This is a genomic window from Micromonospora purpureochromogenes (assembly GCF_900091515.1).
GTDB classification, from domain to species: Bacteria; Actinomycetota; Actinomycetes; order Mycobacteriales; family Micromonosporaceae; genus Micromonospora; species Micromonospora purpureochromogenes.
In genome coordinates this window covers 1,405,765-1,430,718 of sequence record NZ_LT607410.1, presented here as the reverse complement: position 1 = coordinate 1,430,718, position 24,954 = coordinate 1,405,765, and the positions used below count along the sequence as shown (strand labels likewise).

The window sequence follows — 24,954 nt, the reverse complement described above, 5'->3', positions numbered from 1 at the left end:
TCAGCCCACCGGGGCGTAGCCCCGGCCGTGCTCGGACTCCAGCCGCAGCATGGCGTGCTCGACCACGGTCACCAGCACCTGCTTCACCGAGTCCCGACGCCGGGCGTCGCACATCACCAGCGGCACGTCCGGCGAGATGGCCAGCGCCTCGCGGACCTCCTCCGGCTCGTACTGCGGCGCGTCGTCGAACCGGTTCAGCGCCACCACGTACGGCAGGTTCCGGTTCTCGAAGTAGTCCAGCGGCGCGAAGGCGTCCGTGATCCGGCGGGTGTCCACCAGCACGGCGGCACCCACCGCCCCCCGGATGATCTCGTCCCACATGAACCAGAACCGGGTCTGCCCCGGAGTGCCGAACAGGTACAGGATCAGATCCTGCGCCATGGTGATCCGGCCGAAGTCCATGGCGACCGTGGTGGTCTCCTTGCCGGGCACCTTCGACGGGTCGTCGATGCCCACGCCGGCCGCCGTCATCAGCGCCTCGGTGGTCAGCGGCGTGATCTCGGAGATGGCGCCGACCATTGTCGTCTTGCCCACGCCGAAGCCACCCGCGACCACGATCTTCGCGGAGATGATCTCCCGGCTGCGGCGCGCCCCGGCGGGGTCATAGTTCGCGAAGTCCACTTAGCACCCTTCCCAGCAGGTTCATCCGCTCCTCGTAGCCCTCGGCCGGAGCGGCAGTGTGTAGCGTCAGGAGGCCCTCGGCCACCATGTCGGCGACCAGCACCCGGGTGACGCCCAGCGGCATCCGGGTGTACGCGGCGATTTCCGCCAGCGACTGTGCCCGGCCCTCGCAGACCGTGGCGATGCGGTACTTGTCGTGCCCGGCGAAGCGCGCTTCCGCACTCTGGGTGAGGCTGGCCGACAGCACCGCCTCCAGGGCGATGTCCCGGCTCGGCTCGGTACGGCCCCGGGTGACCGCGTAAGGCCGCACCAACGCCCCGCGTGGGTCCCGCCGGGGTTCCATCCGCCATCACCTCCTCCCGCCCGGAGCCCACCGGCACCGGATCGCCTGTCCTCGCCGGGCGCGAGCGCGCCCGGCGTCGTACCGCCCGGCTACGAACGCACGGCGTCGCGGGGCAGCGGCACCAGCGCGGCGCCCACCCGCTCGACGAGCAGCGCCATCTCGTAGCCGACCTGCCCGACGTCGCAGCTGCGCGCCGCGAGCACGGCCATCGACGACCCGTCACTGATCGACATCAGGAACAGGTAGCCGCTGTCCATCTCGATCACCGTCTGGAGCACACCGCCCGCGCTGAACATCCGGGCGGCCCCCTCGGTCAGGCTCACCACGCCGGAGGTGATGGCGGCGAGTTGGTCCGCCCGGTCCCCCGGTAGGTCCCGCGACGAGGCGAGCAGCAGCCCGTCCGCGGACACCGCCACCACGTGGGCGATACCCGCCACGCTGTCGGCGAAGTTGGTGAGCAGCCAACCCATGTCCTGCATGGCAGCTGGCCTGTTCATCGGCGCGTCTCCTTGGTCGAGGTGCTGTTCTGGTCCGTACCGGCCGAACGGCCGCGCTGCACCCCGCGGTGGTAGGCGGAGAGCAGGCCGCGGACCTCGTCGGGGGTGCGGCGGCTACGGTCCCGCCCGTCCTTCGGCTCGATACCGCCGGGGACGAGCTGGGCCTGGGGCACCCGCTTCGGCAGGCCGGAGCGGGTGGTGCCGCCGGTGGCCGGCTCGGCGGCCCGGGTGGCCCGGGACCAGCCTTCGTCGGCCGCCGTCCGCCAGGCGTCCGACTCCGCGGGTGGCGGGGTGGCGGGCTCCGTGGGCGGCGGGGCGGTGGGGGTCGCCGGCGGCGCGGACGGCGCCGCCTGCGGGACGTACGACGGGGGCGGCGGCGCGACCGGCGGCTGCCCGGCGGCCGACCCGACGGCTGCGGTGCCGGCGGTGGGCGACCCCACGGACGGGGTGCCGGTCGCGTTCGGGGCACTCGGCACCCGGGTCGGCAGCGGCGGCCGGCCGGGCTTCGCGGCGGAGGCGTCGGCCCGCGGCTCGTCGAAGTTGGGCCGGGTGAAGATCGCGGTGGCGTCGTCCCCGTGGGACCGGAACCAGACCGCCTCCATCTCGCGGAATATCGGCGAGTCGGCCGGCCGGGTCGGGCGGGCCACCACCGGGACGGCCGGCGCCGGGGCGGGCGGGGTGTACGGCACCGCCGTGCTCTCGGCCGCCGGGGTGGCCGGGGCGAACGGCGCCGCCGGTGCCGCCGCGAACGGGGTGAACGGTTCGGCCGGTGCCGACGGCACGCCGGCGACCGGCCCGAGGGGCAGCCCCGGGGCGGCGTCGGCGGCCGGGGTCCGCTTCGGCAGCCTCGGCAGCGGGTCGACCAGGGGCTGGGCCCCCGTCGGGCCGCCGACCGGATAGCCGGCCCCGTACGCCGGCTCCGCCGGGGCGGCCGAGAACGGCAGCGCGGAGGTGGGCGCCGCGGACGTCGGCACGGCCGAGGCCGGCACCGCGGACGTCGGCACGACGGAGGCGGGCACGGCGGAGGTGGGCGCGGACGGCGGTACCTGGCCACCGAGCGTCACCGCCGGGGCGGTGTCCCGCGCGTCGACCGGAGGCTGCCAGGGCGCCGGCGCCGGCGGGGCGGCCCGCCACTGGTCGGTCAGCGTCGCCGCGCCGGTACGCCCGCTGGTCAGCGAATCGCCGAGGCCGGCCGGGGTGAGCGGCGGCTGCTCGACCGCCAGCGGCTGGCGCGACCGGGGCAGCGACTGGTCCCGGCCCCGGTGGGCGGGCAGCACCACGGTCGAGGTGGGCAGCGTCACCTGGGCGACCGTGCCGCCCTCGACGTTGCGCCGCAGCTCCACCCGGATGCCGTACCGGGAGGCGAGCCGGCTCACCACGGCCAGACCCATCAGCCGGAACGCGGCCACGTCCACGCTCGGCGGCGCGGCCAGCCGGCGGTTGAGCGAGTCGAGCTGCTCGTCGGTGAGGCCCAGGCCCCGGTCCTCGATCTGGATCAGCACGTAGTCGCGGATCCGGCGGCCGTCGGCGACCACCGTGCTGGTCGGCGGCGAGAAGCGGGTGGCGTTGTCGAGCAGTTCGGCGACCAGGCGGACCACGTCGTTGACGGCGTGGGCGGAGACCGAGATGTCGGTGTCGACGGTGCCGAACTCGATGCGGTTGTAGAGCTCGACCTCGGACTGGGCGGCCCGCAGGACGTCGACCAGCAGCGCGTCGTCGCGGCGCGGCACCCCCGAGTCGGCGCCGGCCAGGACGAGCAGGTTCTCGTCGTTGCGACGCATCCGGGTGGCCAGGTGGTCGAGCTCGAAGAGCTGGGCGAGGCGCTTCGGGTCCTCCTCGCTGCGCTCGATCGCGTCCAGCTCGCCGATCATCCGGTCGACCAGCGTCTGACTGCGCCGGGCCAGGTTGAGGAACATCGCCGAGACGCTGGTGCGCAGGGCGGCCTGTTCGGCGGCGACCCGGACCGCCTCGCGGTGCACGACGTTGAAGGCCAGCGCCACCTGGCCGACCTCGTCGCGGTTGCGCAGCCGGATCGGGTCGCGGACCTGACGCACGATTTCGTCCACGCCGCCCTCGCCGACGCTGCCCATGTTCTGCAGCCGCCGCACCGCGTCCGGCAGGTCGTGGTTGGCCACCGACAGGGCGCCCTCGCGCAGTCGCCGCAGCGAGTGGTTGAGCGAGCGGGCCAGCACCACGGCCAGCGAGACTGCGATGATCAGGGTGAGCAGCACCAGCGCCGACTCGATCACGGCCTGCCGGATGACGTCGCTGCGGGCCTGCTCGGCCCGGTCGAGCAGGCGGCCCTGGAGCTGGATCTCGGCCCACCGCATCAGGTCGTTGACCGAGCCGATCGAGGCGCTCGCGTCGGCCGCGCCGACCAGTGGCTGCTGCCCCACCGAGCGGGTGATGTCGGCGGCCACCCGGTCGGCGAGACCGACCGCGTCGCCGGAGACGGTGCCCTCGACCAGGGCCCGCTGGTCCGGGTCGGCGGCCAGGGAGAAGGCGACCAGCGCCTCCTGCTGGCCGGTCAACGTGGTGACGAAGGCGGAGAACTGCTCCTCGTCGATCCGGCCGGCGCTGAGCGCGGTGTAGGCGACCGCCTCCTCCTCGGCGACGGCCGCCTTGGCGCGGCTGAACGCGGCCACCGCGCGCCGGGCGTCGGCGAGGCTCTCCTGGCCGGGGAGCTGGGCCAGGGCGTCGCCGTACGAGACGAGGTCGGTCAGGACGATGCCGTAGCGCAGGGTGGCCTCGGCCACCGGCATCTGCCGACGGTCGAGCACCTCCTGGCGGGTGCCGTTGAGCGTCTTGAGGTGATCGTCGATGACCTTGAGCCGGTCGCGGACGGCCGCCGGGACCTCGCCGATCCTGTCGCGCTCGGCGCGGTACTCCGCGATCCGCTGGTCGGTGGCGCGGACCCGCAGGTTGTAGTCGTCGGCCTTCTGCTGCGGCGTGGCCAGGTAGCCGGCCGCCGCCATCCGCTCCTTGTGCAGATCCTGGGTGAGCGCGGAGACGTCGACGGAGAGCGCGGTCAGCGACCGGATCCGGGTGGCGTCGTACGCGCCCTCACCGGTGGAGATCAGTCGGATAGTTGCCAGAGCAATGACCGCGGCGACCGGAACCACCAGAATGAGGGCGAGTTTGGAGCGGATCCGCGCGTCCCTCAGTCGCGGCAGCCGCCGCCCCCGGTCGCGCTGGGCGGCGTCGCCGATTTCGGGCAGGGTCGTCGGTCCGGTGCTCACGACATCGCCTCCGTCGTATCTTCCACGCCTGACCCGCCGACCCGTGCCTGGTGCAGCGGAGAGCGCCACGCGCGGCACGGCCGCGATTTCATCAGAGAAGATCGCGTTTGGGAAGCCGCAGTGAGGCAGGAAACGGTCAACCGGCGGCCTCGCCACTCTTTGGCCTCATCCTCGCCCACGCTCTGAACAGGCATTGTCACTCCAGAGAGGCCCGTCGCCTCGCCAAAGTGAGTGTCGGTAAATATCTGATGACCCCACCATGTGGGAAAGCCGTCCCGAAACCGCTCCGGGCATCCGCGCTTGACCGCGGGGCCCGGCATTGGCAAGGTTTTGCAGGCTTCGCGCACACCGTACGGCAGACAATCCCGTATCTCCACTGAGGACGGACTAGCGGCGGTGACCGGGCAGCGCCCGCGCCGCACCTGGAGGACTGAGTTGAGCCCCATCCGCTCCGCGACCATCGTGGCGCTCGCATCGGCCGTACTGGCCACCACGCTCACCGGCTGCTCGTTCGGGGCGGGGCAGGAGGACACCAGCCCCATCGTCATCGCCGCGGACCTCGAACTCTCCGGCGCGGCGGCCCCGGTCGGCAAGGCGTACCAGCGGGCGCTGGAACTGAAGGTCGAGCAGCTGAACACGTCCGGCGCCCTGGGCAGTCGAAAGATCCGGCTCGAGGTGAAGGACAACCGTTCCGACGCCAGTGAGTCACTGCGGAACATCACCGACTTCAGCGGCGATTCCAAGGTCAGCGCGATCATCATGGGCGGTTGCAACGAATGCGCCGTCGGCGCCGTACTCACCATCAACGAGAAGAAGATCCCCACCATCGCGCTCGCCCCGTCCAGCGCGATCTCCACCCCGGTCGCCGAGCGGCGGTACGTCTTCAAACTGGCCCCCAATGCCGCCGACAGCGCCGCGGCGCTCACCACGGAACTGCGCCGAAAGGGCATCCGAAAGGTCGCCGTGCTGCACAGCGACGACGACTACGGCCGGGAGGGCCTGACCGCGCTGCGCAACGAGCTCGACAAGGCCAAGATCCGGCTGGTCCGCAACGAGGCGGTGCGCACCACCGACACCGACGTCAGCCAGCCGGTCCGCCTGCTCACCTCCGGCGAGGCGCAGGCGCTGCTGCTCTGGACCCCGCCGGAGCAGGCCTCCCTCGCCGCGACCAGCGCGCAGGAGGCGGGCTTCTCCGGGTCGCTCTTCCTCGACGCGGCCGCCGCCGGCGACCTCTTCCTCGGCAACGCCGCCCGGTCCACCGAGCGGGCCACCCTGATCTTCACCCAGACGATGGTGATCGACGACGTCATCGCCACCACCCCCGCCAAGGCGGCCCGGCGGCAGTGGTTCCAGGACTACACCGCCCGGTTCGGCGGCTACAACGGCTTCTCCTCGTTCGCCGCGGACGCGGTCCAGTTGATCGCCGACGCCGCGCTGCGGGCCGGGGGCCCGACCGACCAGGTCAACCGGGACGGCATCCGGGACGTGCTGGAGACGTCCCAGATGGACGGGCTGTCCGGGCCGATCCGGATGACGCCGGACAACCACTCCGGTCTGATGCCGCAGGCGCTGACGACGCTGGTCGCCCGGGGTGGACGCTGGCGGCTGGCGGGCTGAGTTCGGCGGGACTCGCCTCGACGCGGCACTGGCCGGCTCCCCGGGTGGGGGCCGGCCAGTCGCGTCAAGAGGCCCGGTCAGCGGGCGCTGGTGGTGGCGCGTACCCAGGGCAGGGCGAGGCGCTCGACCAGGGAGAGGGCGGCGTAGAGCAGGATGCTCATCGCCGCGATCAGCACGATCGCCGCCCAGGCGGTGGCGGTGTCCCCGATGCCGTTGTACTGCAGGATCTGATAGCCGAGGCCCGGCTTGTCGGAGTAGAACTCGCCGATCACCGCGCCGATGGCGGCCAGCGGCATCGCCACCTTCAGCCCGACGAAGATCTGCGGCAACGCGGCCGGGAAGCGCACCTTGCGGAACGCCTGCCACCACGAGGCGTTCAGCGACCGGGCCAGCTCGGCCAGGTCCGCCGGGGTGGTGGTGAGCCCGGTCGCGGTGGACAGCACGATCGGGAAGAAGCAGAGCAGGAAGACCATGGTCAGGATCGGCTTCTCGCCCCAGCCGACCGAGACCACCAGCAGCGGTCCGAGGGCGATCTTCGGCACCGCGTTGATCGCCACCAGCAGCGGCGCGAACATCCGCTCGGCCCGCCGGGAGGCGGCCAGCGCCATCCCGATCAGCACCCCGGCGGCGGCGGAGAGCACGAAGCCCAGCAGCGTCATCAGCGTGGTGATCCCCAGGGCCGGCAGCAGCACGTCGGCCGCCGCGGTCAGCGCCGCCCAGACGTCCTGCGGCGGCGGCAGGGACGCCGGATGGACCAGCTTCAGCCCCGAGGTGACCAGCCACCAGACGGTCACCGCGATCACCAGGCCGAGCAGCGGCAGGCCGACCGTCGCCGGGCGTACCCCCGGGCGCCGCGACGCCGCGGCGGCCGGTGGCGTGGTCGGGGTCGCCACCCCGGGCGCGTCGGCCGCGGCGCCCGTGTCGCGCTCCGCCTCCCCCGCTCCGGAGCGGGTACGGATCTGCGTCACGTGTCCCATCCTCTCCTGCCGGCCGGGGGCCGGCACGGCCACGGGGGCGCGGCCACCGGTCGCTGTCCCGGTGACCGCACCCCCGTGGCACGGTCGGTGTCGATCAGGCCTTCGGCGTCAGGCTGAAGTCGATGATCTGGTCCGGGGTGATGTTCTGCTTGAGCGCACCGGCACCCTGCAGCAGCGCGATGCTCTTGGCGACCCGCTCGTTGTCCAGGGTGCCGATGACGGTGCCGGAGTTGCTGGACCGGACGTACCCGGCCATCAGCTGGAGCTCGGCGGCGGCCGCGGCCGGGTTGGTCGCGGCGACGTTCTTCTTCAGCAGCTCGGCGGCCTCCTGCGGGTTGGCCAGGGCGTACTCCAGGCCCTTGAGCAGCGCGGCGGTGAAGCGCTTGACCATCTCCGGCTTCTCCTTGGCCAGCTTGGTCGAGGTGATCAGGGCGTTGCCGTAGAGGTCCTGCATGACCTCGCTGTACGGCAGCACGACCGGCTTCTTCTTGGTCACCGCCTCGACGGTGGGCTGGCCGACCACGAACTGGCCGATGCCGTCGACCGTGCCGGAGGCCAGGGTGCCCATCAGGGTCTGCGCCTCACCGTTGACCCAGGTCACCTTGCTGGCGTCGACGCCGGCGAGCCGGGCGTACGTCGGGAAAAGCTGGCGGACCACGGAGGTGGGGGTGTCGGCGAGCTTCTTGCCCTCCAGGTCCTTCGGCGTGGCGATGTTCTTGCCCTCGACGGTGACCACGGCGGCCATGGTGCGCTGCTGGATCGCCGCCACCGCCACGAAGTCCTTGGCGGCGCCGTTGCCGAGCTGGAGCAGGCCACCGGTCAGGTCGATCGGGCCGAAGTCGGCCTGACCGCCGACGACGGTCTGGATGACCGAGCCGGTGCCCTGGCCCGGCTTGATCTCCACGTCGAAGCCGGCCTCCTTGAAGAAGCCCTTCTCCTTCGCCACCCAGGCGTACGAGTCACGGCCGAAGTTGCCGAAGGAGGTCAGGTAGGTCACCTTCTCCAACGCCTTGCCGTCACCGCCCTTGGCGTCGGAGTCGTCCGAGCCGCTGCTGCACGCGGAGACCAGGGCGAGGGCGGTGGCCAGGGCGGCCGCGGCGACCGTACGGGTCAGCCTTCTCATCAGTGCACCATGTCCTTTCCGACCGGGTCATGCCACCCGGAGGGGTTGTCGGTCCGGCGGTGCCGGCGTGATGGGGGGAGCCGACGCCACCGTCGTGAAGGGACTCTTCGCGGGCACAGCGTACGAGAGACCCACCGTCACGACACCAGTCGCATCGGGTTGCGGAACGGAAACAACTGACCGTCCACCCCGGACTGTTGGCAAGTGCCACACGCCGGATAGCCTTTGTCGGATTCCTGACCGCCCACTCAGGGGAGGCTCGCCGGACATGATCCGACTCGCCGACGTGTCGCGTACCTTCGACGGCCGCTCCGGCCGGGTCGAGGCGCTGCGCGGCATCGACCTGGCGGTCGCCGAGGGCGAGTTCGTCGCGGTGCTGGGCCGCTCCGGCTGCGGAAAGTCCACCCTGCTGCGCATGGTCGCCGGGCTGCTGCCGGTGACCAGCGGCGAGATCACCGTGGGCGGCACGGCGGTCACCCGGCCCCGCCAGGACATCGCGATGCTCTTCCAGCGCCCCGCCCTGCTCCCCTGGCGCACCGTGCTGGACAACGTCCTGCTACCGGTGGAGATCTTCGGCTGGAGCCGGGCCAAGCACCGCGACCGGGCCCGCCAGCTGCTGGAGATGGCCGGCCTCGGCGACTTCGAGAAGCGGCTGCCGCACGAGCTCTCCGGCGGCATGCAGCAGCGGGTGTCGCTCTGCCGGTCACTGATCGGCGAGCCCCGGGTGATGCTGATGGACGAACCCTTCTCCGCCCTGGACGCGCTCACCCGCGAGGAACTCACCGGCGAACTGCAACGCGTGCACATGGAGACCGGAGCCACCGTCGTCTTCGTCACCCACTCCATCGACGAGGCGGTGCTGCTGGCCGACCGGGTGGTCGTGCTCAGCCCGCGTCCGGGGCGGATCCGCAAGATCGTCGAGGTGACCGTTCCCCGACCGCGCACCCTCGGCCGCAACGCCCACCTGGCCGACGTCGCCCGGGTCAGCGCCGAACTGCACGAACTGCTGATGGAGCGCGAGACGCCGGCCGTGGCGGAGGGACGATGAGCATGCGCGTGGCAGTCTTCGTCGAGCCGCACCGCGGTGCCAGCTACGACGACCAGCTCCGGTTCGCCCGGCTGGTGGAGGCGGGCGGCTTCGACGGGTTCCTGCGGGCCGACCACTACCAGGCGATGGGCGACGAGCCGGGGCTGCCCGGCCCGACCGACGCCTGGCTTACCCTCGCCGCGCTGGCCCGGGAGACCACCCGGATCCGGCTCGGCACGCTGGTCACCTCGGCCACCTTCCGGCTGCCCGGGCCGCTGGCCGTGATGGTGGCCCAGGTGGACCAGATGAGCGGCGGCCGGGTCGAGCTGGGCATCGGCGCCGGCTGGTACGAGCGTGAGCACACCTCGTACGGCATCCCGTTCCCGGGCGTGGGTGAGCGCTTCGACCGGCTGGCCGAACAGCTGGAGATCATCACCGGGCTGTGGCGGACGCCGGTCGGCCACACCTACACCCACCTCGGCGACCACTACCGGCTGGTGGACGCGCCCGCGCTGCCCAAGCCCGTGCAACGGCCCGGTCCGCCGGTGATCGTCGGCGGGCGCGGCCCGAAGCGCACCCCCGAGCTGGCCGCCCGGTACGCCGACGAGTTCAACATGCCCTTCAAGTCGGTCGAGGAGACCGCCGTCGCGTACGAGCGGGTCCGCGAGGCGTGCGACCGGACCGGGCGTGCCGAGTCGGGGCGGGCCCCGCTGGTGCTCTCCGCCGGGGTGGTGGTGGCGATCGGGCGTACCGACGCCGAGGCCCGCCGCCGGGCGGCGCCGCTGCACGTCAAGAGCGCCCTGCCGCCGGAGGACCCGGTGGTCGGCTCCCCCGCGCAACTCGTCGACCGGCTCGGCGAGTTCGCCGCGATCGGCGCCACCCGGGTCCACCTGCGCCTGATTGAACTCGACGACCTCGACCACCTGGAGCTCATCGCCGGCGAGGTGCTCCCCCAACTGAACGGATCGCGATGACCGACGTGGTCGACGGTACGGATCTCGGCCCGGTGGGCCAGGAGATCGTCTTCGAGAACGACCGGGTCCGGGTGTGGCACATCCGCCTGGAGCCGGGTGAGCGGCAGCCGCTGCACCGGCACGACCACCCGTACCTGGTGGTGGCCGTCCAGGGGGCGAAGAACGTGGTGCAGATGATCGACGGCACCCGCATCGACGCCGACGAGCCCACCGGCGGGGTGGTCTACCGGGACCCGGGCGCGGTCCACATGCTCACCAACGTCGGCGGCACCACGTATCTGGCTCGCCTCGTCGAGTTGAAGTAACCCCAGGCAGTCGCCCCGCCGCGCCACAGTGGCGATCGGGCGCACCGGGCCGTAACGTGCGCGACATGGCCTTTCGGACGTGGGGCAGACTGCTGCTCACCGCATTCGGGGTGAGCGTGCTGGCCGGAGCCGGTCAGCTCGGCATCGCGTACGGGTTCGGGATCGTACGACTCAACGGCGCGTTCACGGATGTGAACCGGTGGCCGGCCCAGCTCGCCTGGGTCGGCTGGTTCGCCGTGACCGCCGCCGTGGTCGGCGCCGTGGTCACCGTCCGGCTCGCCCGCCGCGTCGGGCTGCCGGACGGCACCGGCGTGCAGCTCGCCGTCTCCGGCGCCGCCGCACTCGGCGCGACCGTCGTCGCCCCGCTCTGCATGCAACCCGCCCGGGCCGCGGAGCTGAGCACCGTCGACCCGGTCTGGGCGGTCGGGATCTGCGCAGTCGTCGGGGCGTTGGTCGGCGCGGGCGCCGCCTCGGCCGTGCTGCTCCGGCCCCCGCTGGGCTGGAACGTCGCCCTGCTGACCGGCGCGGTCTGGCTGATCGCGCTGGTCTCCGTCGCGCCGGCGCTGCTGTCGACCGGGGTGCTGCGCTCCGTACGCCTGGGGGTGCTGGAGCCGTCCTGGCTGGACGCGGCCGCGGCGCAGCGGCTGGCCATGCTGATCCTCCCCGCGGTGGCGCTGCTGGCCGGCGCGGCGACCGGTGCGCTGGCCCGCTGGCGCGGGCACGTCCCGCTGGTCAGCGGAGCGGCCGGGGCGGCCGGCCCGGTGCTGCTCGCCTTCGCCTACCTGACCGCCGGCCCGGGCGACTCCGCCGACCGCTACCAGCTCGCCCCGTACTACGGCGCGGTGATCGCGGTCGCGGCCGGCGCCCTGGGCTCGGCCACCGCCGCGCTGCTGCGCTGGCCGCTCTTCCCGGCGACCGGAGCCGGGAAGGCCGCCGGAGCCGACGACGCCATCGAGCCGACCGACATCCTGCGCCCGCTGCCGGACAGCCCGGCCCTGAGCAGCGCCTCCGGCGACGGTACGGCCACCATGGACCTGGCCGGCGCCGCCGGCGCGGGTGCCCTGCCGGGGTCCGGCACGCCGGCCGGCGCGGACCGGGCCGCTGACCGGGCCGCGACCCGGGCGACCGGGCCGACCCCGGCGCACTGGGACTGGCCGGTCACCCCCGGCACACCGACCCCGTCCGGTCCGCGCCCGGACAGCGGTTTCGCTCTCGACGCCCCGGCCGGCGCACCGGTGTCGGCGACCTGGCCGGAGCCCTCCGGCCGGACGCCGGACGAGCCGTCGTACGACGACCTACCGACCGGCCACACGCCGCAGGCCGACACCGCCGGCGCGGCGGGCGCCCGGCAGCCGCGGGACCGTCGCGGTACGCCGGAGTCCCGGTGGCCGGCGGACCGGGCCACGCCGACCGGCGAGCCGGACCCGGCGTCCCTCGCCGGCCACCGGGTGGAGCCGGCGGAGTGGGACGCGCCGGCGGGGTCGGCCACCGGGGTCGACACCAGGGAGGGAGTCGACCGGGACGGCACGGCCGGCCGGATCACGCCGGCGGTACCCACCGGGGAGCCGGTGATGGGCAGGTTCCCTGCCGCGCCGCCGGCCGTCGCGTCGGACGCATCGCGCACGGCCGACCCGGTCCAGGTTCCGCCCACTGCCGACCCGGTCCAGGTTCCGCTGGCTCCCGACCCGGTCCAGGTTCCATCGACCGCTGTCCCGTCCGACGGGTCGCGCGCGGCAGATCCCGTCCAGGCTGCACCGGCTGCCGGCCCGGCCGACGCGCCCGCAGCTCTCGCCGACGCCGGGCAAGCCGACGGTGCCGCGCGCCAGGCCGCTGCCGGCGAGGTCACACCGCAGGTCGCCGTCGGGTCGGTGGCGGCATCGCGAGTGACGGACCAGGTTGAGCAGCGGAACGCGGTCACCACAGACCGCACCGCGACGGGGGAACAGGCGGACCCCACCGAGGAGACGGCAGACGCCGCCGACCGCACCGCGCCGGCCGAGCCGGCCGAGGTCACCACCGTCGCCCCCCGGCCCCGGTCGAAGCGGACCCGCAAGTCCCGCACCGCCGGTTCGGACGAGCCGGTGACCGCCACCACCACCAGCGACGCCACCACCACCAGCGACGCCGCGTCAACCACCGACGCCGGCCCCGCCGCCACCACCGGTTCTGCCGCGTCTGCCGCCAGCACCAGCACCGCCGCTCCTGCCGCTGCCGCCACCGGCACCGCCGCCACCGGCACCGCCGCTGGGGGCACCGGCCGGCGGGGCTCGGCGAAGCGGGCGGCCCGCACCGCGGACCCGACGGCAGCCCCCGAGCCGGCCGACTCCCCCGCCTCGGCGCCCGCCGCCCGTTCCGGCGCGGACGCCCCGCCTGCCGCCGACGCCGAGCGCGCGCTCGACCGGCCCAGGCTCGACCGGCCCGGACTCGACCGGGCGGTCGACCGGAGCCGGCTCGACCGGCCGGAACTCGACACAGCCCGGCTCGACCCGGCGCCGCTCGACCCGGCCACGTCCGATCCGGCACGGTTCGACCCGGCAGCGCTCGACTCGGCCACGCTCGACCCGGCCCGCTCCGAGTACCCCTCGGCCGGGTCCACCAGGGACGACGTCCGCGACGTGCCGGTTTCCCGGCCCGGCATGCGGCCGTCGGGCGCGGATCGCGTCCCGGCGCGCCACGCCCCGCCCACCGCCGGTGCCACTCCCACGACCGCCGAGCCGGCGCCCCGCCCCCGGCACCAGTTGCCCGACCTGAACAGCGCGGCGAGCTGGAACGCCTTCACCGCTCCCCGCCCCGCGCCGGCGCCGCCCCGCGCCGACCTGCCCTTCCCGGACCACGGTCCGGAGGAGGAACCGAAGCCGGTCACCTTCCGCTGGGACGTGGACGACTCCCGGCCCGGCACCGCCCGTACGGCGAGCCGGGCGACCGACCTGCCCGCCGCCGAGGTGCCCGGTGCCGAACCGCGCGGGGCCGAGCCGTCGTCGGAGGTCGAGCCGTCGTCGGAGGTCGAGCCGTCGTCGGAGGTCGAGCCGTCGTCGGAGGTCGAGCCGGAGCCGGCGGCCGACCGGTCCCGGCCGAAGCGGAGCCTGTTCCGCCGCAACAAGGCGCGCGGTGCCGAACCGCCGGCCGAGAGCCCGGAGGCGGAGCCGCTCCCCGCGCAGGACGAGGAGTACGTCGACTGGGTCGCCGGGCTGAGCCGCCCGCTGGCCGACAACGAGCCGGAGACGGAGAGCGGCCGCCGCTCGCTGCGGTCCGGCGGCCGGCACCACCGGGACTGACGAAGCACAGCGGTCCGGCGACGGCGCCCGCCGTCGCCGGACCGGCGTCATCCAGGGTCAGGCCATCGGCAGGTACACCCGGCCGCCGGAGGAGAGGAACTCCGCCGACTTGTCCTGCATGCCGCGCGCGGCGTAGTCCTTCAGCTCCTGGGTGATCTTCATGGAGCAGAACTTCGGCCCGCACATCGAGCAGAAGTGCGCGGTCTTCGCCGGCTCGGCCGGCAGCGTCGCGTCGTGGTACGACCGGGCGGTCTCCGGGTCCAGCGAGAGGTTGAACTGATCCTCCCAGCGGAACTCGAACCGGGCCTTGGACAGCGCGTCGTCCCAGGCCTGTGCGCCAGGGTGGCCCTTGGCCAGGTCGGCGGCGTGCGCCGCGATCTTGTACGCGATCACGCCCGCCTTCACGTCGTCCCGGTCCGGCAGCCCGAGGTGCTCCTTCGGAGTGACGTAGCAGAGCATCGCAGTGCCGAACATGCCGATCATCGCCGCGCCGATGGCCGAGGTGATGTGGTCGTACGCGGGGGCGATGTCCGTGGTCAGCGGGCCGAGCGTGTAGAACGGCGCCTCGTGGCACCACTCCTGCTGGAGGTCCACGTTCTCCTTGATCTTGTGCATCGGGACGTGGCCCGGGCCCTCGATCATCACCTGCACGTCGTACTCCCAGGCGATCTTCGTCAGCTCGCCCAGGGTCCGCAGCTCGGCGAACTGGGCCTCGTCGTTGGCGTCCGCGATCGACCCGGGCCGCAGCCCGTCGCCGAGGGAGAACGTGACGTCGTACCGCGCCAGGATCTCGCACAGCTCGCGGAAGTTCGTGTAGAGGAAGTTCTCCTCGTGGTGCGCCAGGCACCAGGCCGCCATGATCGACCCGCCGCGGGAGACGATCCCGGTCACCCGGTCCACGGCAAGCGGCACGTACGGCAGCAGCACCCCGGCATGCACGGTCATGTAGTCGACGCCCTGCTCGGCCTGCTCGACGACGGTCTCCCGGAACACCTCCCAGCTCAGGTGCACCGGGTCGCCGCCGACCTTCTCCAGCGCCTGGTAGATCGGCACGGTTCCGATCGGCACCGGCGAGTTGCGCACGATGGCCTCGCGGGTCTCGTGGATCCGCTTGCCGGTGGACAGGTCCATCACGGTGTCGCCGCCCCACCGGGTCGCCCAGGTCAGCTTCTCCACCTCCTCCGCCACCGAGGAGGTGACCGCGGAGGTGCCGATGTTGGCGTTCACCTTCACCAGGAACGCCTTGCCGATGATCGCCGGCTCGCACTCCGGGTGGTTGACGTTGAGCGGCAGCACCGCCCGGCCGGCGGCGATCTCGTCCCGGACGAACTCCGGCGCCATCCCCTCCCGGATCGCCACGAACTCCATCTCCGGCGTGACGACCCCGGCGCGGGCGTACGCGAGCTGGGTGGGCCGCTTCCCGTCCGCCCCGGCCAGCGGCGTGCCGGCACCCCGGACCGGGGCCACGTCCCCGCGCTCCGCGATCCACCCCCCGCGCAGCGGCGGCAGCCCCGCCTCGGGATCGGAGCCCGGGCCGGAGGTGTCGTAAAGGCGCAGCGGCGGATTGTCCCCGGTCAGCTCCACCTCGGCGAACGGCACCCGGACGTCCGGCCGCGACCCCTCGACGTAGACCTTGCGACGTGCCTGCATGACAGCCTCCCTGATGGTCAACCGGACCAGCCGAAGTGGTCCAGCGGGCCGCGTCCCGCGCCCAGTTCCCAGTCCCGCGCGCCGGTCAGCGCACGGGTGACGTACTCCTTGGCGGCGGCGACCGCGACCGGCACCGGGTCGCCCGCCGCCAGCCGGACGGCGATCGCCGCCGAGAACGAGCAGCCGGTGCCGTGGGTGTGCCGGGTCCGCACCCGGGGCGCGCGCAGCAGGATGGTCGTCCCGCCGCCGCACAGCACGTCGACCGACTCGCCACCGGCGTCCACGTCACCGCCGGTCACCACCACGTGCGCCGGGCCGCCGGCGGCGATCGCCTCGGCGGCGACCGCCATCTCCTCGACCGTGGTCACCGGGCGTCCGGTGAGGGCGGCGGCCTCCGCGCAGTTCGGCGTCGCCACCTCCGCGTACGGCAGCAGCCGCTCGACCGCCTCCAGCGCGCCGAGCGGGTGTCCACTGGTGGCGACCAGCACCGGGTCGACGACCAGGTACGGCAGCCGGCCCGCCTTCGCCGCCTCGGCCACGGCGTCGGCGACCGCCGGGGTGCCGAGCATCCCGGTCTTCACCGCCCGGACCCGGAAGTCGCCGAGCACGCTGTCGAGCTGCTCGCTGACCGTTCGCGGGGGCAACGGCAGCACGGCGTCGACGCCCCGGGTGTTCTGCGCGGTGACCGCCGTGATCACGCTGGTCCCGTACGCGCCGAGGGCGGCGAAGACCTTGAGGTCGGCCTGGATGCCGGCGCCGGCCCCGGAGTCCGAGCCGGCGATGGTGAGGACGGTCGTGGGCGTCACTGCGTGTCTCCCGTGGTGGCTGTGGGGGGCTGTGGCCGACCGTGCCCACTCCGGGCGGTCAGGCTTGATCCCTGCGTGGGCACGGTCGGCCGCAGCCCCGTGTCGGAGACCTCCGCGCGGGGGTGCCGGCTTCGCGGCACCGGGGCGAGGGTGAGCGCCGAGCCTGCTTGGGTGGTGGCGGGGCTGGCTGCTCGGAAGGCCTCGGTCAGGGTGGCGGCTGCCTGGGTGGGGTCTTCGGCTCGCATGATGGCGCCGAGCACCGCCACGCCGACGGCGCCCGCCTCGACGCAGGCGTGCACCTGGTCGGGGGTGTCGATGCCGCCGAGGGCGAGGATCGGCACGGGGCTGGCCTGGATCAGCTCGGCGAGCCCGTCCTGGTGCAGGGGTGGGCCGTAGCCGGGCTTGGTTCTGCTGGGGAAGACGGGCGAGAGGGTGGCGTAGTCCTCTGTGGTGAGTCGGGCCAGTTCGGCCCGGTCGTGGCAGGAGCGGCCGACCAGGCCGAAGGTCGGTGGCGGGTAGGGGCCGGCCGACGGCAGGTGAACGGCGTCGCCGTCCAGGGGGTCGGGGCCGGCGACGATCAGGGTGCCGCCGGCCTCGGCGAGAATCGGACGCAGCGCGGCGGCGAGGGCGGCGCGTTCGGCGCGGGGCAGGTCCTTCTCGCGCAGCACCACCCAGCGGACTCCCCCGGCCACCGCCGCCGCGACCACCTCCGGCAGCGGCCGCCGGGCCTGCCACCGGTCGGTGAGCACCACCAGGCCCGAGGGCACCACCGGACGGGCGGGCCCGGTCGCGGCGCCCGACGCGAACCCACGCGCCGACCGCACCGGGCCGGCCGGCCGATCCGCGCCCCCCGCCGGATCGGCCGGCGCACCCGCAGGCGGGCCGGCCGGTGCGGCTCCGGTCGCGGCGAGTCGCCCCGAGCCGGCTCGACGCGGGTCCGTGCGCGTCCCGGCGGGGCGTGGAGCGCGCACCCCGCCCGCCTCGGGTGGCCCGTCGACGACCTGCCGCGTCGCCGTCACAGGTCGGGCCTTCCCTCGTCCGGGGTGGAGGCGAGGGCGTGGAAGCGGCGGGCGATCCGGCCGGCGCCGTGCGCGAGCCGGCCCGCCTCCACCGCGTACCGCATGGCGGTGGCCATCGCCACCGGGTCGGCGGCCCGGGTGACCGCGCTGGCCAGCAGTACCGCGTCGCAGCCCAACTCCATGGCGAGCGCCGCGTCGGAGGCGGTGCCGATGCCGGCGTCGAGGATCACCGGCACGGCCACGCTCTGCCGGATCAGCCGGATGTGGTGCGGGTTGGTCACGCCCAGCCCGGAGCCGATCGGCGCGCCGGCCGGCATCACCGCGGCGCAGCCCACGTCGGCCAGCCGGCGGGCCAGGATCGGGTCGTCGGAGGTGTACGGCAGCACGGTGAACCCGTCGGCGACCAGTTCCTCGGCGGCGCGCAACAGCTCCACCCCGTCGGGCAGCAGCGTGCGCTCGTCGCCGATCACCTCCAGCTTCACCCAGTCGGTGTCGAACGCCTCCCGGGCCAGGTGGGCGACCTTCACCGCCTCGCCGGCGGTGTAGCAGCCGGCGGTGTTCGGCAGCAGCCGCACCCCGCACCGGTCCAGCACGTCGAGCAGCCCGCCGGCCGCGGCGGGGGTGGTGTCCACCCGGCGCAGGGCCACGGTGACCAGCTCGGTGCCGGAGGCCCGGACGGCCTGCTCCAGCACGTGCAGGTTGGCCGCGCCGCCGGTGCCGAGGATGAGCCGCGAGGAGAGGGTGACGGTGCCGATGGTGAGCGTCACGCCGCTCACCCGCCCTGGGCGGCGCTGAGCACCTCGACCCGGTCGCCGTCGCGCAGCACGGTCGCCGGCCAGCCGGTGCGGGGCACCACCTCGCCGTTCACCGCCACCGCGAGGCCGCGCCGCTGCTCGGTGACCGCGCGGACCAGGTCCGCCACGGTCGACCCGCCGGGCAGGTCCCGGCCGGCGCCGTTGACGATCAGTTGCACGTCTCCTCCTCGGGGGTGGGTGCGCGCCGGTCTGTGGCGGCGGCGCCGGCGGTGAACCGGTCCGGCGCGAAGGGGGCGAGCAGCGGGTCCGCCGCGCCGGTGACCACCAGCTCGGTGATCAGGTCGGCGGTGACCGGGGTGAGCAGGATGCCGTGCCGGTGGTGGCCGGTGGCGACCAGCACACCGGGCCGGCCGGGCAGCGGCCCGAGGATCGGCGCGTTGTCCGGCGTCCCGGGGCGCAGCCCGGCGGCGGCCTCGACCAGGTCGTACTCGGCGAGGTCGGGCACCAGGTCGACGGCGGCGCGGAGCAGCCGCAGCACCGCCCCGGCAGTCACCTCGGTGTCGGCGCGCTCCTCGACGGTCGCCCCGAGGACCACCTCACCGTCGGCGCGCGGCACCAGGTACACCGACTCGCCGTCGGCGTACCCCCGGATCACGTGCCGGAAGTCCGGCGTGCCGCGACCGGGCGCGCGCAGCCGGAGCACCTGCCCCTTCACCGGCCGGACCGGCAGGCCGGTGAGCGCGGCGGCGCCGCAGCCGGCGGCGACCACGGTGACCCGCGCGTCCACGTCGGACAGACCTGCGACCGCGCCGGGCACCAGCGTGGCCCCGGCCCGCTCGGCCGCCGCCCGCAGCGCAGCCACCAGCCGCCGCGGATCGACCTGGTGGTCGCCGGGCGCGACCGCCCCGCCGCGCACCCGGGGCGCCAACGCCGGCTCGCGGTCCCGCAGCTCGGAGGGGCGCAGCGGCGTGATCGGCAGCCCCAACCCTTGCTGATACGACCAGAGTCGCCGCGCCTCGGCCAGGTCGTCACCGGTGAGCCCGACGACGAGGGTGCCGTCGGTGCGGTGGCCGAAGTCGGTGCCCGCGGCCTCGGCCAGCTCGGCGGCGAAGCCCGGCCAGCGGGCGGCCGACTCGGTGAGCAGCCCGGTCAGCTCGTGCTCCCCGAAGTACGCCTCGGCGACCGGCGAGAGCATCCCGGCGGCCACGTGGGACGCGCCGGAGCCGGGGGCGGGATCGTGCACGACAACGCGCAGCCCGCGCGCGGCGCAGCGCCAGGCGATCGCCAGCCCGACCGGTCCCGCCCCCACCACGGCGACGTCCGGTCGGGTCAGCACGTCAGCGCCCCGAGCAGTTCAGCCGTGGCTCGGGCCGGATCCGTTGAGCCCGACAGCGCCCCCACCACCGCCACCCCGTACGCCCCGGCGGCCCGCAGCGCCGGCACCGACGCGGCGGTCACCCCACCGATGGCGATCACCGGCACGGCGACGGCCTCGGCGACGGCGCGTACCCCGTCCGGGCCGATCGGGGCGGGCAGGCCGACCTTCGTGGTGGTGGCGTGGCAGGGGCCCACGCCCAGGTAGCTGGCCCCGGCGGCGACCGCCTCGGTGGCGGCGACCGGTTCCCGGGCGGTGGCGCCGAGCACGGCGGTGGCGCCGAGCACCCGGCGGGCCGCTCCGACCGGCAGGTCGTCCGCGCCCACGTGGCCCCCGGCAGCGCCGACCGCGAGCGCCACGTGCAGCCGGTCGTTGACCAGGCACGGCACCCCGTACGGCGCACAGAGCGCGAGCACCCGGCGGGCCAGGTCGTACGCCTGCCGGTCGGTGGCGTCGTCGTCCACCCGGACCTGCACGACGAGCTCGGTGCGGGCCACCGGCAGGGCGGCGCGCAGCACGGCGAGCGGGTCGCGCCCCGGCCGGGTGTCGGTGATCAGATGCAGTCGTCCCAGGGACGGCACGGCAACGCTCCTCCCTGCGCCGGCATTACCCGGATCAGGTTCGACGGTCGGGGGCTTCAGCCCCCCTCTCAGCCCGGTGCACCGGGCTCCCGTGGGTCACTTGCGGCATACCGTACGACGGATGCGCCGATCCGCCAAGGGCGGGGGTGCGCTTTTCCCACGGACCGTCTCAACTCGACGGTGCGGGCAGCGCGTGACGGACCGGTCACGCCATGCTGTCCGGATGCCCTCTCCACCCCGGATTCCGCGCCGCCTCGCGTTCCTGCCCTTCGTGGGCAGCCGCGCCGTCGCGGAGGGTCTGGTCAGCTGGGCGATGCTGCGGGGCCCGGCCTGGCACCGGCTGCTGCCCGACGTCTACGTGCACCGGAACAGCCTGCGAACGGCGGACCACCGGCTCTGATGCGAGGCGGTGGCACTGCTGCTGCCGTCGGACGCGGCGATCGCCGGGCGCAGTGCGGCGTACCTCTGGGGCGTCGACCTGCTCCGGCGGGACGCGCCGGTGTCCGTGCTGCTGCCTCGGGCAGCGCGGCTGCGAGCCCACCCCCGGCTTCAGGTCACCCGGTCGGCACTGCCGCGATCGGACCGCACCCGCTTCGCCGGCCTGCCGGTCACCACGGCCCTGCGGACCGCCTTCGACCTGGGGCGGCAGGGGCCCCGCGACGAGGCGCTGGTCACCGTTGACGCGCTGCTGCACCGCAGGGTGGTCAAGCTGCCGGCACTGCGCGGGTACGCCGACGCGCACTCGCGCTGGCCCGGGCTCCCGTTGCTGCGGCAGGTGCTGGCGCTGGCGGAGCCGCTGAGCGAGTCCCCGATGGAGACCCGCCCGCGGCTGCTCCTGCTTGATGCCGGACTGCCGCCGGCCACGGCGCAACACGACGTGCTCGATGCCCGTGGCCGCTTCGTGGGACGGGTCGACCTGGCCTGGCCGGCGCTCCGCGTCGCCGTCGAGTACGACGGCGACCACCACCGGGAGCGCGTGCACTTCCGGCAGGACGTGGCCCGCCTCAACGCGTTACGCGCGGCCGGTTGGCTGGTCCTCCGCTTCACCGCCGACGACGTCCTCCGCCGACCGTCGCAGACGGTGGACATGGTCGCCGACGCCCTCCGCGAGCGGCGGGACGAGTGGAACAGGGCGCACGTCAAAAGCCGCCGATGACGTCCATGGCGTACCACCCGTGCCCCTGACCGCCGAGCCGTACCAGCACCGGCGGACGGCATGCGGGCCGGCGACTGCACGGGTGGAACGCCATTGCTGTCACACGCCCGCCATGACGTACATGACGTTCCGCTCGTGGTTCCGAGGCCGCCCGCCGCGCCGGAGCAGCGCAAGACCGCGCGACACCGCGCGAGGTGACGTGTGCGACCGCCGGCGGGGCAGGCCGACCGACCGACGGTCAGAGGATGGCGTCGAGGGCGTCCAGGTCCTCGTCGGTGGGCTGCCAGGTCCCGGCTTCGGCGTTCGCCCGCACCTGCTCCGGCATGGTGGCGCCGGCGATCACCGAGGTCACCGCCGGACGGGCGGCCAGCCCGCCGATCGCCACCTGGAGCATCGACAGGCCGCGCTCGGCGGCGTACGCCTCGATGGCCTCGATGGTGTCCCAGTCCGCGGCGGCGAGACGCTGCGCGTACCGGCCGCCGCCGGAGAGCCGGCTGCCGGCGGGCGGCGCCTCGTTGCGCTTGTACTTGCCGGTGAGCAGGCCGTTGGCGAGCGGGAAGAACGGCAGCATGCCCAGGCCGAACCGCTCGCAGGCGGGCACGACCTCGGTCTCGACGGAGCGTTCCAGCAGGCTGTAGTGGTTCTGCGCGCTGATGAACCGGGCCCGCCCGTTGGACGAGGCGACCCAGTCGGCGTCGGCGATCTGCCAGCCGGCAAAGTTGGAGTTGCCGAGGTAGCGGACCTTGCCGGCGCGGACGAGGTCGTCCAGCGCGGCGAGCGTCTCGTCGATCGGGGTGCCCGGGTCGGGCTCGTGCATCTGGTACAGGTCGATGTGGTCGGTGCCGAGCCGGCGCAGCGACGCCTCCACGGCCCGGGCGATGTAGCGGCGCGCGCCCCGGGCGCCGTGGTCGGGGCCGTTCATGCCGTGCATGTCCATGCCGAACTTGCTGGCCACCACCACGTCGTCCCGGCGCCCCTTGAGCGCCTGCCCGAGCAGTTCCTCGGAGCCGCCCTGCGGTTCGCCGTAGATGTCGGCGGTGTCGAAGAAGTTGATCCCGGCGTCGAGGGCGGCGTCGACCACCGCCCGGGTGCCGTCGAGGTCGAGCTTGCGGCCGAAGTTGTTGCAGCCGAGGCCGACCACGGACACCACGAGCCCGGAGTCGCCCAACCGGCGGTAGGTCATCTCAGTCACGTGATCCACCCTATGCCCGCCGCGAGCGACGGGCCTCGGGACCGCCCGCCCGGGGAAGGCCGTCGGCCGGGGCGGGCCGTCGCCCGTCAGCGCACGTCCCAGACCGGCTCCGGCGTCTCCACCACCTCGCCGTCACCGCCGAACAGCACGAACCGGTCGAAGGACCGGGTGAACCAGCGGTCGTGGGTGACCGCGACCACCGTCCCGGAGAACGAGGCCAGCCCGACCTCCAGCGCCTCGGCGGAGGCGAGGTCGAGGTTGTCGGTCGGCTCGTCGAGCAGCAGCAGGGTCGCCCCGGACAGTTCCAGCAGCAGCACCAGGAACCGTGCCTGCTGCCCGCCGGACAGGGTGCCGAAGCGCTGGTCGCCCTGCGCGGCCAGCTCGTACCGGGACAGCGCCGCCATCGCGGCGTGCCGGTCCATCCCGGCCCGGTGCTCGTCGCCCCGCCAGAGGATCTCGACCAGCGTCTTCGCCACCAGCTCGGGCCGGTCGTGGGTCTGGGAGAAGTGGCCGGGCCGGACCCGCGCGCCGAGCCGGACCGTGCCGTCGTGGGCGACCGGGGCCAACGCGGGCGCGCCGTCGACCGGACCGTTGGCCGGGTCCGGGTCGGTGCCGCCCCGGGCGAGCAGCCGCAGGAAGTGCGACTTCCCGGTGCCGTTGGCGCCGAGCACGGCGACCCGGTCGCCGTACCAGAGTTCCAGGTCGAAGGGGTAGGTCAGGCCGTCGAGCTCCAGCTGGTCGCAGATGACCGCGCGCTTGCCGGTCCGCCCGCCGGCCAGGCGCATCCGGATGTCCTGGTCCTTCGGCGGTACGGGGGGCGGCCCGGCCTCCTCGAACTTGCGCAGCCGGGTCTGCGCCGACTGGTAGCGCGACGACATGTCGGAGTTGTACGCCGCCTTCTGCTTGTACATCAGCATCAGCTCGCGCAGCTTCTGGTGCTCCTCGTCCCAGCGCTTGCGCAGCTCGTCTAGGCGGGCGTGCCGGGCCACCCGGGCGTCGTACCAGCTGGCGAAGCCCGCCGGGTGCACCCAGGCGCTGCCGCCCTCGACGGCGACCACCCGGTCGGCGGTCTGCGCCAGCAGCTCCCGGTCATGCGAGACGTAGAGCACGGACTTGCCGGACTCGCGCAGCCGCGCCTCCAGCCAGCGCTTGCCGGGCACGTCGAGGAAGTTGTCCGGCTCGTCGAGGAGCAGGACCTCGTCGGTGCCGCGCAGCAGCAGCTCGAGGGCGAAGCGCTTCTGCTGGCCGCCGGAGAGGGTGCGCACCGGGCGGTCCCGGGCGGCGTCCCAGGGCAGGTCCAGCACGATGGTGGCGACCGTGTCGAAGAGCACCTCGGCGTCGTACCCGCCGGTCTCGCCCCAGGCGGCCAGCGCGTCCGCGTACGCCAGCTGGGCCTTGCCGGCGGCGGTGCTGTACTTGCCGCGCAACTCGGCCGACCGCATGGCCGCCTCGGTCTCGACCAGCCGGCGGCCGGCGTCGCGCAGCGCCGGTGGGGCGAGCGAGAGCGCCAGGTCGGCGAGCGTGGTGTCGTCCCCGATCATGCCGATGAACTGTCGCATCACGCCGAGGCCACCGGCCCGGGCGACGGCGCCGGTCTTCACCGGCAGGTCGCCGGCGACCATCCGCAACAGCGTCGTCTTGCCGGCGCCGTTCGGGCCGACCAGGGCGACCTTGGCGCCCTCACCGACCCGGAACGACACGTCGGCGAAGAGTTCCCGGCCGTCGGGGAGGATGTACCCGACCCCTGCCACGTCCACGTATCCCACGCCGGCATCCTGCCGGAGCGGGCGGCACGGGCGACACTCGATTACCGGGTGACCCGCAGCACCCGGTAGCCCTTCTGGCTGGCGTGCCGCGAGACCTGCCAGCCGCCGTCGACCAGCCAGCGGTGCAGCGAGTCGCCGCCGAGGTGGCGGGCGACCACCAGCCAGGCGACGCCGTCCGGGGCGAGCCGGGGCAGCCAGCGGCGCAGCAGCTCGTGCAGTTCGGCCTTGCCGATGTGGATCGGCGGGTTGGACCAGATCTGGGCGAAGGTGACGTCGGCCGGGACCTCGTCCGGGGCGACCGCCCGTAGCCGGTCGGCGGCGCCGACCCGGCGGGCGTTCTCGGTGGTGAGGGCGCGGGCCCGCTCGTTGACGTCGACCGCCCAGACGGTGGCGGCCGGCGCGCTGGTGGCCAGCACGCAGCTGATCGGCCCGAAGCCGGAGCCGATGTCGAGCAGGTCACCGCCGACGGTGGTGGTCGGCAGCTCGGCCTTGCGCAGCAGGACGGCGGTGCCGGGGTCGAGCCGGTCGGCGGAGAAGACCCCGCTGGCCGAGGCCAGGATGTAGTCGCGCCCGGCGACGGAGAACTCGACCTCCCGCGGGCGCGCCGCAGCGGTGGGTTTGGTGGAGAAGTAGTGGTCGCCGGTCACGTCCGGCAT

22 protein-coding genes, 1 pseudogene and 1 riboswitch are annotated in these 24,954 nt (G+C 74.4%); of the genes and pseudogenes, 7 read left to right on the top strand and 16 right to left on the bottom strand.

The genetic code is table 11. The features are described from left to right. The 4 genes from GA0074696_RS06735 to GA0074696_RS06720 form a co-directional block, all read right to left on the bottom strand. On the bottom strand, positions 1 to 621 hold the full coding sequence (locus GA0074696_RS06735) for a GTP-binding protein (protein WP_088960288.1): 621 nt from the start codon (positions 619 to 621) through the stop codon (positions 1 to 3). Continuing rightward, positions 602 to 964, bottom strand: a complete 363-nt coding sequence (locus GA0074696_RS06730) for a DUF742 domain-containing protein (protein ID WP_088960287.1) — start codon at positions 962 to 964, stop codon at positions 602 to 604. The genes GA0074696_RS06735 and GA0074696_RS06730 overlap by 20 nt, the downstream gene beginning before the upstream one ends. Positions 965 to 1,053: 89 nt before the next feature. Further along, on the bottom strand, positions 1,054 to 1,461 hold the full coding sequence (locus tag GA0074696_RS06725; protein WP_007465177.1) for a roadblock/LC7 domain-containing protein: 408 nt from the start codon (positions 1,459 to 1,461) through the stop codon (positions 1,054 to 1,056). Further along, a complete protein-coding gene (locus GA0074696_RS06720; protein WP_088960286.1) occupies positions 1,458 to 4,700 on the bottom strand; it encodes a sensor histidine kinase in 3,243 nt (1,080 codons plus the stop codon). Before GA0074696_RS06720 ends, GA0074696_RS06725 begins: the two co-directional genes overlap by 4 nt. A 435-nt stretch (positions 4,701 to 5,135) precedes the next feature. Here GA0074696_RS06720 and GA0074696_RS06715 point away from each other — a divergent pair, with 435 nt between their 5' ends. Continuing rightward, a complete protein-coding gene (locus tag GA0074696_RS06715; protein ID WP_088960285.1) occupies positions 5,136 to 6,317 on the top strand; it encodes an ABC transporter substrate-binding protein in 1,182 nt (393 codons plus the stop codon). A gap of 77 nt (positions 6,318 to 6,394) precedes the next feature. Here the strand turns inward: GA0074696_RS06715 and GA0074696_RS06710 are convergent, their stop codons facing one another. Next, the gene (locus tag GA0074696_RS06710) at positions 6,395 to 7,285 is read right to left on the bottom strand and encodes an ABC transporter permease (protein ID WP_373367443.1); all 891 of its coding nucleotides are present in this window, start codon (positions 7,283 to 7,285) and stop codon (positions 6,395 to 6,397) included. A gap of 103 nt (positions 7,286 to 7,388) precedes the next feature. Further along, positions 7,389 to 8,417: an ABC transporter substrate-binding protein gene (locus GA0074696_RS06705; protein ID WP_088960283.1), complete on the bottom strand. Its 1,029-nt coding sequence runs from the start codon at positions 8,415 to 8,417 to the stop codon at positions 7,389 to 7,391. A gap of 268 nt (positions 8,418 to 8,685) precedes the next feature. Here GA0074696_RS06705 and GA0074696_RS06700 point away from each other — a divergent pair, with 268 nt between their 5' ends. From GA0074696_RS06700 to GA0074696_RS30685, 4 genes are all read left to right on the top strand, one after another. Continuing rightward, entirely contained in the window at positions 8,686 to 9,465 is a 780-nt protein-coding gene (locus GA0074696_RS06700; protein WP_088960282.1) for an ABC transporter ATP-binding protein, read from the top strand. 2 nt (positions 9,466 to 9,467) lie between these two features. Beyond that, positions 9,468 to 10,418: an LLM class F420-dependent oxidoreductase gene (locus GA0074696_RS06695; RefSeq protein WP_088960281.1), complete on the top strand. Its 951-nt coding sequence runs from the start codon at positions 9,468 to 9,470 to the stop codon at positions 10,416 to 10,418. Continuing rightward, positions 10,415 to 10,723 (top strand): cupin domain-containing protein, encoded by a 309-nt coding sequence (locus GA0074696_RS06690; protein WP_088960280.1) that lies wholly within the window; start codon positions 10,415 to 10,417, stop codon positions 10,721 to 10,723. Before GA0074696_RS06695 ends, GA0074696_RS06690 begins: the two co-directional genes overlap by 4 nt. A 65-nt stretch (positions 10,724 to 10,788) precedes the next feature. Continuing rightward, entirely contained in the window at positions 10,789 to 13,998 is a 3,210-nt protein-coding gene (locus GA0074696_RS30685) for a hypothetical protein (protein ID WP_157745844.1), read from the top strand. A gap of 57 nt (positions 13,999 to 14,055) precedes the next feature. Here GA0074696_RS30685 and thiC read toward each other — a convergent pair whose 3' ends face one another. The 7 genes and pseudogenes from thiC to thiE form a co-directional block, all read right to left on the bottom strand. Next, positions 14,056 to 15,648: a phosphomethylpyrimidine synthase ThiC gene (thiC, locus tag GA0074696_RS06680; protein WP_088960279.1), complete on the bottom strand. Its 1,593-nt coding sequence runs from the start codon at positions 15,646 to 15,648 to the stop codon at positions 14,056 to 14,058. A 17-nt stretch (positions 15,649 to 15,665) separates the two neighbouring features. Then, entirely contained in the window at positions 15,666 to 16,454 is a 789-nt protein-coding gene (gene thiD, locus GA0074696_RS06675) for a bifunctional hydroxymethylpyrimidine kinase/phosphomethylpyrimidine kinase (RefSeq protein WP_088960278.1), read from the bottom strand. A 176-nt stretch (positions 16,455 to 16,630) separates the two neighbouring features. Then, positions 16,631 to 17,224: pseudogene (locus GA0074696_RS06670) on the bottom strand (thiamine phosphate synthase); the annotation flags it as partial. A 245-nt stretch (positions 17,225 to 17,469) separates the two neighbouring features. Then, positions 17,470 to 18,249, bottom strand: coding sequence for a thiazole synthase (locus tag GA0074696_RS06665; protein ID WP_088960277.1), 780 nt, complete (start codon positions 18,247 to 18,249; stop codon positions 17,470 to 17,472). Next, positions 18,246 to 18,446, bottom strand: coding sequence for a sulfur carrier protein ThiS (gene thiS / locus GA0074696_RS06660; RefSeq protein WP_088960276.1), 201 nt, complete (start codon positions 18,444 to 18,446; stop codon positions 18,246 to 18,248). Before thiS ends, GA0074696_RS06665 begins: the two co-directional genes overlap by 4 nt. Next, positions 18,437 to 19,564, bottom strand: coding sequence for a glycine oxidase ThiO (thiO, locus tag GA0074696_RS06655; protein ID WP_088960275.1), 1,128 nt, complete (start codon positions 19,562 to 19,564; stop codon positions 18,437 to 18,439). Before thiO ends, thiS begins: the two co-directional genes overlap by 10 nt. Further along, a complete protein-coding gene (gene thiE / locus GA0074696_RS06650; protein WP_088960274.1) occupies positions 19,558 to 20,184 on the bottom strand; it encodes a thiamine phosphate synthase in 627 nt (208 codons plus the stop codon). Before thiE ends, thiO begins: the two co-directional genes overlap by 7 nt. Further along, positions 20,179 to 20,287, bottom strand: a riboswitch (TPP riboswitch). It overlaps the preceding gene by 6 nt. A 120-nt stretch (positions 20,288 to 20,407) precedes the next feature. Here thiE and GA0074696_RS31665 point away from each other — a divergent pair. Together GA0074696_RS31665 and GA0074696_RS06645 are read left to right on the top strand one after the other, a co-directional pair. Then, positions 20,408 to 20,584 carry a hypothetical protein gene (locus GA0074696_RS31665; protein WP_231925284.1) on the top strand — a complete coding sequence of 59 codons (177 nt, stop codon included), beginning with the start codon at positions 20,408 to 20,410 and terminating at the stop codon, positions 20,582 to 20,584. A gap of 9 nt (positions 20,585 to 20,593) precedes the next feature. After that, positions 20,594 to 21,340, top strand: a complete 747-nt coding sequence (locus tag GA0074696_RS06645; RefSeq protein ID WP_231925283.1) for an endonuclease domain-containing protein — start codon at positions 20,594 to 20,596, stop codon at positions 21,338 to 21,340. Positions 21,341 to 21,578: 238 nt separating this feature from the next. Here the strand turns inward: GA0074696_RS06645 and GA0074696_RS06640 are convergent, their stop codons facing one another. From GA0074696_RS06640 to GA0074696_RS06630, 3 genes are all read right to left on the bottom strand, one after another. Continuing rightward, complete coding sequence (locus GA0074696_RS06640; RefSeq protein WP_172894205.1) at positions 21,579 to 22,541, bottom strand: aldo/keto reductase; 963 nt, start codon at positions 22,539 to 22,541, stop codon at positions 21,579 to 21,581. Positions 22,542 to 22,618: 77 nt separating this feature from the next. Then, positions 22,619 to 24,298 (bottom strand): ABC-F family ATP-binding cassette domain-containing protein, encoded by a 1,680-nt coding sequence (locus GA0074696_RS06635; protein WP_088960272.1) that lies wholly within the window; start codon positions 24,296 to 24,298, stop codon positions 22,619 to 22,621. 41 nt (positions 24,299 to 24,339) lie between these two features. Continuing rightward, positions 24,340 to 24,945, bottom strand: a complete 606-nt coding sequence (locus GA0074696_RS06630) for a class I SAM-dependent methyltransferase (protein ID WP_088964395.1) — start codon at positions 24,943 to 24,945, stop codon at positions 24,340 to 24,342. Positions 24,946 to 24,954: the final 9 nt, after the last annotated feature.

Bases quoted from the DNA above. Each gene is read 5' to 3' on its own strand.
- GA0074696_RS06730 (WP_088960287.1), bottom strand. From the start codon at position 964: ATGGAACCCCGGCGGGACCCACGCGGGGCGTTGGTGCGGCCTTACGCG.
- GA0074696_RS06725 (WP_007465177.1), bottom strand. From the start codon at position 1,461: ATGAACAGGCCAGCTGCCATGCAGGACATGGGTTGGCTGCTCACCAAC.
- GA0074696_RS06705 (WP_088960283.1), bottom strand. From the start codon at position 8,417: ATGAGAAGGCTGACCCGTACGGTCGCCGCGGCCGCCCTGGCCACCGCC.
- GA0074696_RS06700 (WP_088960282.1), top strand. From the start codon at position 8,686: ATGATCCGACTCGCCGACGTGTCGCGTACCTTCGACGGCCGCTCCGGC.
- GA0074696_RS06695 (WP_088960281.1), top strand. From the start codon at position 9,468: ATGCGCGTGGCAGTCTTCGTCGAGCCGCACCGCGGTGCCAGCTACGAC.
- GA0074696_RS06690 (WP_088960280.1), top strand. From the start codon at position 10,415: ATGACCGACGTGGTCGACGGTACGGATCTCGGCCCGGTGGGCCAGGAG.
- GA0074696_RS30685 (WP_157745844.1), top strand. From the start codon at position 10,789: ATGGCCTTTCGGACGTGGGGCAGACTGCTGCTCACCGCATTCGGGGTG.
- thiC (WP_088960279.1), bottom strand. From the start codon at position 15,648: ATGCAGGCACGTCGCAAGGTCTACGTCGAGGGGTCGCGGCCGGACGTC.
- GA0074696_RS31665 (WP_231925284.1), top strand. From the start codon at position 20,408: ATGCCCTCTCCACCCCGGATTCCGCGCCGCCTCGCGTTCCTGCCCTTC.